10 protein-coding genes are annotated in these 11,506 nt (G+C 64.4%); 1 reads left to right on the top strand and 9 read right to left on the bottom strand.

Features of this window, described 5'->3' with window-relative positions:
- Positions 1-21: 21 nt before the first annotated feature.
- Complete coding sequence (locus RMET_RS06230; RefSeq protein ID WP_008646837.1) at positions 22-225, bottom strand: YdcH family protein; 204 nt, start codon at positions 223-225, stop codon at positions 22-24.
- Positions 226-282: 57 nt separating this feature from the next.
- On the bottom strand, positions 283-1,059 hold the full coding sequence (locus tag RMET_RS06225; protein ID WP_011516007.1) for a hypothetical protein: 777 nt from the start codon (positions 1,057-1,059) through the stop codon (positions 283-285).
- Between the two features lie 177 nt (positions 1,060-1,236).
- On the opposite strand from RMET_RS06225, the gene RMET_RS06220 reads away from it, so the two are divergent.
- Positions 1,237-3,600, top strand: a complete 2,364-nt coding sequence (locus tag RMET_RS06220) for a Tex family protein (RefSeq protein WP_011516006.1) — start codon at positions 1,237-1,239, stop codon at positions 3,598-3,600.
- Between the two features lie 92 nt (positions 3,601-3,692).
- On the opposite strand, the gene RMET_RS06215 is transcribed toward RMET_RS06220, so the two are convergent.
- The 7 genes from RMET_RS06215 to RMET_RS06185 form a co-directional block, all read right to left on the bottom strand.
- Complete coding sequence (locus RMET_RS06215; RefSeq protein WP_008646843.1) at positions 3,693-5,591, bottom strand: potassium transporter Kup; 1,899 nt, start codon at positions 5,589-5,591, stop codon at positions 3,693-3,695.
- 371 nt (positions 5,592-5,962) lie between these two features.
- The gene (locus tag RMET_RS06210; RefSeq protein WP_008646845.1) at positions 5,963-6,679 is read right to left on the bottom strand and encodes an ABC transporter ATP-binding protein; all 717 of its coding nucleotides are present in this window, start codon (positions 6,677-6,679) and stop codon (positions 5,963-5,965) included.
- Entirely contained in the window at positions 6,676-7,443 is a 768-nt protein-coding gene (locus RMET_RS06205) for an ABC transporter ATP-binding protein (RefSeq protein WP_011516003.1), read from the bottom strand. The genes RMET_RS06210 and RMET_RS06205 overlap by 4 nt, the downstream gene beginning before the upstream one ends.
- Complete coding sequence (locus RMET_RS06200; protein ID WP_011516002.1) at positions 7,440-8,504, bottom strand: branched-chain amino acid ABC transporter permease; 1,065 nt, start codon at positions 8,502-8,504, stop codon at positions 7,440-7,442. The genes RMET_RS06205 and RMET_RS06200 overlap by 4 nt, the downstream gene beginning before the upstream one ends.
- Positions 8,505-8,519: 15 nt before the next feature.
- Entirely contained in the window at positions 8,520-9,386 is an 867-nt protein-coding gene (locus RMET_RS06195) for a branched-chain amino acid ABC transporter permease (protein ID WP_008652164.1), read from the bottom strand.
- Positions 9,387-9,411: 25 nt separating this feature from the next.
- Positions 9,412-10,605: an ABC transporter substrate-binding protein gene (locus tag RMET_RS06190; RefSeq protein ID WP_011516001.1), complete on the bottom strand. Its 1,194-nt coding sequence runs from the start codon at positions 10,603-10,605 to the stop codon at positions 9,412-9,414.
- 85 nt (positions 10,606-10,690) lie between these two features.
- Complete coding sequence (locus tag RMET_RS06185; RefSeq protein ID WP_011516000.1) at positions 10,691-11,506, bottom strand: alpha/beta fold hydrolase; 816 nt, start codon at positions 11,504-11,506, stop codon at positions 10,691-10,693.

Here is an 11,506-nt window from a genome sequence, read left to right as displayed (position 1 = left end):
AGGGACCGGTGGATATCTATGCTAGGCGGGTACGTCGGGCTCGACCTGCACTTGCAACAGGGTGATGGCGTCCTTGAGCTTGAGCCGGCGCTTCTTGAGCCGGCGCAGTTGCAATTCGTCATGCGACGGATCGGACGCAAGGCGGTCGATCATGAAATCCAGATCACGATGCTCGATCTGCAGTTCGATGATCTGTCGCGCCAGCGTATTGAGGTTCTCGTCCATGTTGCGCCTTCCCCTGCCCTGCCTTGCGGCCATTGCCCGGGTGTTGTTCGAGCCAGATCAGAATCCGAATGGGCTGGGCTTCGACGACTGCCCCTGATTCTGCTTTTCCGCGGCGCGGGCGCGGCGTTCTTCCAGTTCCTTCTGACGTTGCGCGGCATCGACCTGTTTTTGCTGGTATGCCTTCGCGTTCTCCTCGTGCTGACGGGCCTGCTCGGCACCCTTCTGCTGTGCCTCCTGCATCTTGGTGGCGAAATCGTCCTGCTTCTTCTGGTAAGCCTCGGCATTGGCCGCCCGCTGCGGCGCGCCAGCATTGTGCTGCGCATCACGCAGCGCCTGGTCCTGCTGCTTGCGTTCGAAGGCTTCGCGGCTGGCCTGTTCGTCGGCGGCCCGCTTGGGCAGGCTGGCCTCGTACTCCGCACGCCGCAGGGCCTGGTCGTGATCACGCTGGGTCGCACGGTAGGCACGCTCGGCATCGCCCACCTCCAGATCGCGCTCGCGCAGCACCTGCAGCTCGCCGCGTTGGACTTCCTTGGCCTTGTCGATGCAGTTGTTCACCAGGAACTTGCTGTAGCACGCACGTTCCGCCACCGCGTAACGATATTTGGCCCAGGCCCGCGAGTCGTCGATCGCCTTGCGCTCGGCATCGAAATCGCGCGCGACGCCTGGGGCCGGCGGCACAGCCGCTGCAGCCGGCGTGGACGCCTGCGCCATGGCGAGCCGAAACGGCGCAGCCAGCAGTAGCGCCGCGAGCGCGATGGTGAGAGCCGTGGAAGACACTGTGGGCACTTGGGAAACCGGGGCAGCCATGGTGGCCGGATGGGGCTTGACGATCATGGCGGAATTCTAACATCCGGGGCCACTTCGGACCCCTGGGCGAACGTTGCAACTTGTGTCTGCCCGTGGATGCGCCACCACGTCGGAAAACAGCGGGCACAAAAGGTGTCTCCCCGTCACCAGGCGCGCATCGCGCTTGTGGCACAATGCCCCGCTTTCGACTGACACGTATTCTCGATGTCCAATCTGCCTGCTTCCGTTCTGCAAAAGATTGTGTCGCTGATCGCGGCCGAACTGTCCGTGCAACCCCGCCAGGTAGCGGCTGCCGTCAACCTTCTGGACGAAGGCGCCACGGTGCCATTCATCGCCCGCTATCGCAAGGAAGTCACGGGCAACCTGGACGACACGCAGCTTCGCACGCTTGAGGAGCGCCTGCTTTACCTGCGCGACATGGAAGATCGTCGCGCCACGATCCTGGCGTCGATCGAGGAACAGGGCAAGCTCACCGACGAACTGCGCGCGGCCATTGAAGCGGCCGAGACCAAGCAGACGCTGGAAGACCTGTACCTGCCCTACAAGCCGCGCCGTCGCACGCGCGCCCAGATCGCCCGTGAATGCGGCCTGGAACCACTTGCGCAGGCACTGCTGGCCGACCCGACGCTCGATCCCCAAGCCGAGGCCGCCAAGTACGTCAACGGCAACCCCACCGCCGACGGCGGCGTGCCCGACGTCAAGGCCGCGCTGGACGGCGCGCGCGACATCCTGTCGGAGCAGTTCGGCGAAACGGCGGAACTGCTCGGCAAGCTGCGCGAGCATCTCTGGAGCAACGGCGTGGTGACGTCCTCCGTCGTGGAGGGCAAGGAAACCGCCGAGGAAGAGAAATTCCGCGACTACTACCAGTACAGCGAGACGATCCGCACCGTGCCGTCGCACCGCGCGCTGGCGCTGTTCCGCGGCCGCAACGCGGGCGTGCTGATGGTCAAGCTTGGCCTTGGCGAGGAACAGGACGCGATGGTGCCGCATCCGTGCGAGGGCATGATCGCGCGCCACGTCGGCATCCAGAACCAGAATCGCCCCGCCGACAAGTGGCTGGCCGACGTCTGCCGCTGGAGCTGGCGCGTCAAGGTGCAGCCGCATCTGGAAACCGAACTGCTCACGCAACTGCGCGAGACCGCCGAGGGCGAGGCCATCAAGGTGTTCGGCCGCAACCTGCACGAGCTGCTGCTGGCCGCGCCGGCCGGCCCGAAATCGGTGATGGGTGTCGACCCGGGCATCCGCACGGGCTGCAAGATCGCCGTGGTGGACACCACGGGCAAGCTGCTGGAAACGGCAACGATCTACCCGCACGAGCCGCGCCGCGACTGGAACGGTTCGCTGGCCACGCTGGCACGTCTGGCCAAGCAACACAACGTCGCGCTGTGCTCGATCGGCAACGGCACGGCCAGCCGCGAAACGGACAAGCTGGTGCAGGACCTGATGAAGGGCGCGCCCGAGCTGAAGCTCACCAAGATCGTGGTCAGCGAGGCTGGCGCATCGGTCTACTCGGCCTCGGAACTGGCGGCCAAGGAGTTTCCGGAACTCGACGTGTCGCTGCGCGGCGCGGTGTCGATCGCCCGCCGGCTGCAGGACCCGCTCGCCGAGCTGGTCAAGATCGACCCGAAATCGATCGGCGTGGGCCAGTATCAGCATGATGTGAACCAGCGCGAACTCGCGCGTGCGCTGGACGCCGTGGTGGAAGACTGCGTAAATGCGGTGGGTGTGGACGTCAACACGGCCTCCGCCCCGCTGCTGGCACGTGTCTCGGGCCTGAACTCGGTACTGGCGCGCAATATCGTCGAATACCGCGACGCCAATGGCGCGTTCTCGAATCGCGATGCGCTGAAGAAGGTGCCGCGCCTGGGCGACAAGACGTTCGAACAGGCCGCCGGCTTCCTGCGCGTCAACGACGGGGACAACCCGCTCGACCGCTCGTCGGTGCACCCGGAAGCCTATCCGGTGGTGCAGCGCATCCTGGATCACATCAAGAAGGGGCTGCCCGATGTGATGGGCAACCGCGACGCCCTGCGCGGCCTGTCGGCCCAGCAGTTTGCCGATGACACGTTCGGCCTGCCGACCGTGCGCGACATCCTGTCCGAACTCGAAAAGCCGGGCCGCGACCCGCGCCCCGAGTTCAAGACCGCGACGTTCCAGGATGGCGTGGAGGACGTCAAGGATCTGCAGCCCGGCATGGTGCTTGAAGGCGTGGTGACGAATGTGGCGGCCTTCGGCGCGTTCGTCGACATCGGCGTGCATCAGGACGGCCTGGTCCATATCTCGGCACTTTCGACGAAGTTCGTCAAGGATGCACACGAGGTTGTCAAGGCCGGCCAGATCGTCAAGGTCAAGGTGATGGAAGTGGACGTCAAGCGCAATCGCATCGGCTTGACGATGCGCCTCGATGACGAGCCGGGCCAGGCTACGGCACGTGCAGGCGGCGCCGATCGTTCGAATGATCGCGGTGGCCAGCGTAACGGCAGTGGCAAGGGTTCCAACGGCGGCAACCGTCGTGAAGCGGTGCAGCAAGGCGCGATGGCAGCGGCATTCGCCAAGCTGAAGCGCTAAGTCCGGCAGTTCTCCTCTCCCGCTCGCGGGAGAGGAGGAAAAAACAAAACGCCCCGCAATTGCGGGGCGTTGTCACATCTGGACCTCGGGAATCAGATTTCTACCTTCGTCCCAAGCTCCACCACGCGGTTGGCCGGAATCGAGAAGAAGTCCGACGGTTTGGCGCCGTTCTGATGCATCCACGCGAACAGGCTTTCGCGCCACATCGACATACCCGGCAGCTTCGACGGAATCACCGATTCACGCGCGATGAAGAATGAGGTTTCCATCAGCTCGAATTGCATGCCGAGCTTGCGCTGGGCCAGATCCAGAACCCGCTGCACATCAGGCGTTTCCTTGAAGCCATATTCGGACTTGAGGATGTAGACGCCTCCCCCCAGATCCTTGCAGCTCAGGCGCTCGTCGTCGTCCACGTACGGAATGTCACGCGTCACGAACTGCAGGAAAACCACCCGCTCGTGCAGCACGCGGTTGTGCTTGAGGTTGTGCAGCAGCGACACCGGCACCGATTCGGTGTTGCCGGTCAGGAACACGGCCGTACCTTCCACGCGATGCGGCGGGTGCGCCAGCAGGCCGGCGATAAACGGCTCCAGCGGAATGCCATCCTCCAGGCTACGCGCGCGCAGCAGCTTCCGGCCACTGTGCCAGGTCATCAACAGGAAGAACGCGCTACCGCCCATCAGCAGCGGGAACCAGCCGCCCTCGGCGATCTTGAGCAGGTTGGCCGCGAAGAACGACATGTCGACCACCAGGAACGTCAGGCTGATCAGCGTCACCAATGCAGGGTTCCACTTCCAGACGTTGCGCATCACCAGCGCGGCCAGGAACGTGGTGATCACCATCGTCGTGGTCACGGCGATCCCGTACGCGGCCGCCAGGTTATCGGACTTCTTGAACGCCAGCACCACGCAGATCACAAGTACCAGCAGGATCCAGTTGATCACGGGCATATAGATCTGGCCGATTTCCGCCGCCGAGGTATAGCGGATACGCATCCGCGGCATGAAACCAAGCTGAATGGCCTGGCTCGTCAGCGAGAACGCTCCCGAGATGACGGCCTGCGACGCAATCACCGTGGCCGCGGTGGCCAGCAACACCATCGGCAATTGCAGCGCCGACGGCACCATCAGGTAGAAAGGATTTTCGATCGCGTCGGGGTTGCCCAGCAGCATTGCCCCCTGGCCAAAGTAGTTCAGGATCAGGCACGGCATGACCAGCACGAACCAGGCCGTGCGGATCGGCTTCGCGCCGAAGTGGCCCATATCGGCGTAGAGCGCCTCCGCGCCAGTCAGCACCAGGAACACGCTACCCAGCACGATGAACGCCTGGAGCGAGTGGTCATGCAGGAATGACACCGCATAGACCGGGTTGATGGCCTTGACGATCCCGGGTGCCTGCACCAAATGGATCAGGCCCAGCGCGCCGAGCGCCAGGAACCACACCACCATGATCGGCCCGAACAGCTTGCCCACCACATGCGTGCCGCTGCGCTGGATAAAGAACAGCAAGGCCAGGATCAGCAGCGTGATCGGAATCACGAAGTGGGAAAGCCCCGGCGCGGCAATCTCCAGGCCTTCGACGGCAGACAGCACCGAGATGGCCGGCGTGATCACCGCGTCGCCGTAGAACATGCACGCGCCGAAGATGCCGAACATCATGATCAGCTTGGCCATGCGTGACCGTGGCGCCGCTGTGCGCAAGGCCAGCGCCATCAGCGCCAGAATGCCGCCCTCGCCGTTGTTGTCGGCGCGCATCACGAACATCACGTACTTCAGCGACACGACGATAACAAAGGCCCAGAACAGCATCGAGATGATGCCGAGTACCGCATCGGGACTGAACGGAATGCCATGTTCCGGGCTGAAGCATTCCTTGAGCGAGTAAAGGGGACTGGTGCCGATATCGCCGAAGACGACACCGATCGCGCCGACCACGAGCGCACGGGAGCTCGGGCTTTCGACGTAGTAGTGACTGGTTGTGGATTGAGTCATGGATTTGGGTCTGGTGGACCGGCTCGCGCCTCTACGGCCTGACTTCGGCTCACCCGGCGGGCTGCCGGGCATAACACCTACCGATGTGGTGATTCAGGCACAAATTCTCTCGCGCAAGCGGCTCCGGTCCCCGATGGGGCGGTATGGCCGTCTCTACCTCTATTGCATTGCACAAACGCGCGCATTCTAGATGAAGTGCTGTAAGACGACCACTGTGGAAGATGCCCGTGTTGCCAATGCGACCGAACAAGCATGGAAGCGAACCGGGCCATGGTCAAGCTCTGGTCACACTTTGCAGTGGGTTGCCCCACCAAACGAGCGTTGCGGACAAGCCACAACGGCGCCCCATGGCGGGCCGCCGAATCTGGAAATCAAACACCCAGGTAACGGTCCAGCGCCGCCGGCGCGGCGGCCAGATCGGCAGCGGGCCCGGACATGACCACCAGCCCCTTTTCCAGCACGACCACCCGGTCCACATGGGCCAGCACGGCCCGGTAGTTTCGGTCGACTACGACTGACGCGATCCCCGTCGCCCGTATCGTGGCGATCACATTCCAGATTTCGTGGACGATTTTGGGCGCCAGCCCTTCGGTGGCCTCGTCCAGGATCAGGCAATCCGGGTTGGTCATCAGCGCGCGGCCGATCGACAGCATCTGCTGTTCGCCGCCCGACAACTGCTGCCCGCCGTGCGACAACCGCTCTTTCAGGCGTGGGAACAGGTCCAGCACGCGGGCCTCGTCCCAGTCCTTGCGGCCCTGGCTCCCGGCGCGCGCAGCCATCAGCAGGTTCTCGCGGACGCTCAGATTAGGAAATATCCCCCGCCCCTCCGGGACATAGGCGATGCCGAGCCGGGCGACCTCATGCGGCCGCGCCCGCGACATATCGCGCCCCACCACGCGGATCCCGCCTTCACGTTCGCGCACGTGGCCCAGCAGCGTCCGCAGCAGCGTGCTCTTGCCCATGCCGTTGCGGCCAAGCAGGCCAACCGACTCGCCGGCGCCGACGCGAAAGTCGATACCGCGCAGCACGTGGCTCGACCCATACCAGGCGTTGACGCCATCTGCGTCAATGATCGCGGCATGGCTCATGCGGCCTCCTCTTCGCCGAGATAGGCCAGTTGCACTTCCCGATTGGCTCGGATGCTGGCCGGATCGCCGGTGGCGATCACCGTGCCGTTCACCATCACCGTGATGCGATCGGCCACGGCAAACACGGCCTCCATGTCGTGCTCGACCAGCAGGATCGCGTGGCCCTCCTTCAGGCCGCGTAGCAGGTCAAGCATCCGCTCAGACTCCTCCGCCCCCATGCCAGCCAGCGGTTCGTCGAGCAGCAGTGCCACGGGCTCGGTCGCGAGGCACATGGCCACCTCGAGCTGGCGCTTCTGGCCATGCGCGAGATCGCTGGCAAGCCGACCGGCGTGCTGCATCAGCCCTGCCCGTTCGAGCGCCTCGTCGGCCAGCGCGCGGCTCGTGCGGCAGCCCTGCGCCGGCTCCCAGAGCCGCCAGGCCCGCTGCGCGCGCGATTGCGCCGCAAGCCGGCAATTTTCGCGCACGGTCAGTGGCAGGAAGATGTTGTTGCGCTGGTAGCTGCGGCCAATGCCGTGGCGCGCCAGCTTGGGCTGCACCCAGCCCGTGACATCGCGCCCTTGCAGTTGCAGCCGGCCCTCCGATGGCGGCAGTTCGCCCGACAACAGGTTGATCAGTGTCGACTTGCCGGCACCGTTGGTGCCGATCACCGCATGGATCTCGTGCAGATGCAGGGCCAGGTCCACACTGTTGACCGCCGTCAGCCCGCCAAATCGGCGCGTGAGGCTTTGCGCATCGAGTACCGGAACCGATGGGATCGTGCTCATACGGCCTCCCGGCTGCGTGTGTTCGATTCGGTGGCCGCGCCGGCCCGCCGCGCGCGACGCGGAGAACGATGCCGCAGCACCGCCGGCACGCTGACCAGCCCACGCGGCAGCAACGCCACCGCCAGGATGATGAAACCGCCCATCAGCAGCTGCCAGTGCTTGGTCAACGTGCCGAACCATTCGGCCAGCAGCACGAACGAGAATGCACCCAGCACGGCGCCAGCCAGGCTGCCGACGCCGCCAAGAATCACCATCAGCATCGCGTTGCCCGACTGATGCCAGGAAGCAATCTCGGGATTCACGAAACCGAACTGGATCGCATAGAGGTACCCAGCCAGCCCCGCGAACGCACCGCCCACGACGAACGCCCCGAGCTGATAGCGATACGTGCCAAACCCGGCCGCCCGCATCCGCTGCTCGTTGTGCCGGATCCCCACCAGCGCGTGGCCGAAGCGGGAACGCAGCAGCAAGGTCAGCGCGGCCACGGTCAGCGCCAGCGCAACGAGCACCAGCCAATAGAACTGCACGGGGTCGTTCACGGTCACCGGTCGCGCCGAAAACAGCCCGAACTCGGGACGGAAGTAGATGTAGGTGCCGTCGCTGCCACCGGCGATCTTCGTGTCGTGGAACACGAAGTACACCATCTGCGCGAAGGCCAGCGTGACCATGATGAAGTAGATGCCGCGCGTGCGCAGCACGAGCGCGCCAACCACCAGCGCCAGCGCGGCCGCCGCGCCCACGGCGCCGAACAGCAGCAGCCAGCCATTGCCCGGCCCGCTCTCGGGCGCCAGCATCGCCGTGGCATAGGCGGCCATTGCGAAGTAGGCGGCGTGGCCCAGGCTCACCAGCCCGGTGTAGCCAATCAGCAGCTGCAGCGACAGCGCGAAGATCGCCATGATCATGACCTTGCTGAGCAGCTCGATGTAGTACTTGTGGCTGTCGGCGGTCAGCAGCATCGGCATGGCGCAGAGCACGGCCAAGGCCACCAGCCAGCCAGCGGTCGCCATCCAGGCCGGGCGGCGGATGTCCTGCGGTGGCGGTGTCAAGGAATCGGAATGCATGTCAGGATTTCCTGCTCAGCCCGCGCGGAACAGCCCCTGGGGCTTCCACAGCAGGATCACGGCCATCAGCAGGTAGACCAGCACGCCAGCCGCATCCTGCCAGAACACCTTGCCGAACGTATCGACGAAGCCGATCAGCAGCGACGCCACCAGCGCACCCTTGACCGAGCCGATACCGCCGATCACGACCACGACAAAGCAGATGATCAGCACCTGCCCGCCCATGCCCGGGTAGACCGAGGAAACCGGCGCGGCGATCATGCCTGCCAGCACGGCCAGGGCCACGCCGAGCGCGAACACGAAACGATAGAGCACGGTCACGTTGACGCCAAGCGACTGCACCATCTCGCGGTTCGTGGCGCCGGCGCGGATCATCATGCCCACACGCGTGCGGCGAATCACGTAGTACATCGCGCCGGCCACCAACAGGCAGACGGCGGAGATGAACAGGCGATACACCGGATAGGTCATGTCGTTGCCCACCGGCAGCGACCAGTCTAGCAGCGACGGCACTTGCACACCGTGCACGTCGTCGCCCACCAGGATGCTGCGCAACTCCTCGAAGACCAGGATTAGCCCGTATGTCATCAGCACCTGTTGCAGGTGGTCACGCTGATACAGGTAGCTGAAGAAGGCCCACTCCAGCACGTACCCGAACAGCACGGCCAGCACGATGCCGAGCGGCAGCGCAATGAACAGGTTGCCCGTCAGGCTGGCCAGCGTGAATGCCAGATAGGCCCCCAGCATGTAGAAGCTGCCATGTGCGAGATTGATCACGCCCATGATGCCGAAGATCAGCGTCAAGCCGCTGGCCACGAGGAACAGCAGCAGCCCGTACTGCACGCTGTTCAGGCACTGGATCAGAAACGAGACAAGGTCCATCGCGATGCCGCTTTCCAACGTGCGATTACAGGCGGCAGCCGCGCGCCGGATCGGCCAGCGCCTTCACGGCGACGCTGCTGACCTTGTTGTCGCGGCCATCGACCTTGCGCAGATAGAAGTCCTGCACCGGGTTGTGCGCCTTCGACAGCGTGAAGGCGCCACGCGGGCTATCCACCTTCGCGGCTTCCATCGCCTTGATGACCTCCGGCTTGCGCGACATGTCGCCCTTGACCGCATTGGCGCCAGCGGCCAGCAGTTGCGCGGCATCGTAGCCTTGTACCGCGTAGACGTCGGGCTGCAGCTTGTACAGCTTGGCGTAGTCGAGCCGGAAGCTCTTGTCGCGCGGATTGGTCAGGCCATCGGCATAGTGCAGCGTGGTCTCCAGACCCTGCGCCGCGACGCCCTGCGCCTCGAGCGTGCCGTCGGTCAGGAAGCCTGATGCGTACAGCGGAATCTTGTCCTTGAGACCGGCGGCCTGCCAGTCCTTGACGAACTTGACCGCGCCGCCGCCGGCGAAGAACACGAACACGGCGTCGGGCTTGATCGAAGCCACTTCGGTAATCAGCGCCTGGAATTCGACGTTCGGGAACGGCAGGCTCAACTCCTTCACCACCTTGCCGCCCTTGGCTTCGAACGCTTCCTTGAAGCCCTTGACCGACTGCTCGCCCGCTGCGTATTTCCACGTCAGCGTGACCACCTTCTTCAGGCCGCGATCCGCCAGCACATGGCCCATTGCATAGCCCGGCTGCCAGTTCGAGAACGACGAACGAAAGATGTTGGAGCCGCACAGCGGCCCGGTGGCTTCGTCCACGCCGGCATTGGGAATGATCAGCAGCGTATTGTTTTCCTTGGCCACCTTGACGATGCCCATTTGCACGCCCGAATGAACCGTGCCGACCACCACGTCGACCTGGTCGCGCTTGATCAGCTTGGTGGCATTTTCCGGCGCCTTGGCCGGATCGGACTCGTCATCGACCTTGAAGTATTCAACCTCGCGGCCGCCCAGCTTGCCGCCCTGCTCCTGCACGTACATCCGGAAGCCATTCTCGATGGCCCCGCCGAGGGCGGCATAAGTGCCCGTGTACGGCAGCATGAAGCCGACCTTGATCTTGCTGGATGTGGCCGGCGCACTCTGGGCCAGTGCCACGGACCCCGTGGCGAGCAGCGTGGCGACGGCGAGGCAGGCTGGCAATAGCCTGCGCGATGCATTGCGATGCATGGGGGTCTCCTCCCTGGTGGTCTGAAGCCTTTGGTTTCAAGCCATTTGGCCCGCGGTACGGCAGCGTTCCTGCCGTCCGGGCCAATTATTTTATATTTGAAGTATGTGTGTTTATAAACGCCACGGCCGCCGCCGTCAATGCGCCGGACTGGTCCCGGTGCGGCGAATGTCCACACCGCGCGAGTTTAAGCAGCACAGTTTGCGGCGCATATCGCTGGATACCCTCGATTTGCTCCATCGTGCCGTACTCGTCGTCCTCGCCCTGTACCGCCAGCGCCGGGCAGCGGATGTCGTGCAACAACGGGCGTAGGTCAAAGCGGCGGAAATCGGGATTGAGCCAGATGTCGTTCCACCCCCAGAACGCCGAATCGACATCATGGTGGTGACGCGCGAGCCTGTCGCGCAGGTCTGTCTGCAGATAGGTCTCGCGTGTGACGGCGATGCTGCGCACGGACAGGTCTTCCACGATGATGTGCGGCGCCAGCACCGTCAGGCCATCCACCGCATCCGGAAAGCTCGCCGCATGAATCAGCGCGATCGACCCGCCGTCGCTGTGTCCGAGCAGCCACGGCTTGCCATGGCGGCGACCCGGCCCGATATCCAGCGCCTCGAACAAGGCCGGCAACGCCTCCCGCGCCTGCCGGTGCATGAAATCGGCGCCCCATTTCTCTGCGTGCGGGCGCGGCGTGGAGCCGCCGTAGCCATAGCGCGAAAATACAAGCCCACGGAAATCACCGGCTTCGCAGAACTGGCGCGGAAAGTCGCGCCACATGCTGATCGAGCCCAGCCCCTCATGCAGGAAGACCACGAGCGGCCGCGTCATCCGTTCCGCGCGCAGCCATTGGTACTCGATGTCGATACTGCGTCCGTCGAACGGAATCTGAACGATGTCGGTATCCAT

The sequence above is a fragment of the Cupriavidus metallidurans CH34 genome (assembly GCF_000196015.1).
Classification (GTDB): domain Bacteria; phylum Pseudomonadota; class Gammaproteobacteria; order Burkholderiales; family Burkholderiaceae; genus Cupriavidus; species Cupriavidus metallidurans.
Note: the sequence above shows the minus strand (reverse complement) of the source record. Positions and strands in the feature narration are given on the sequence as shown.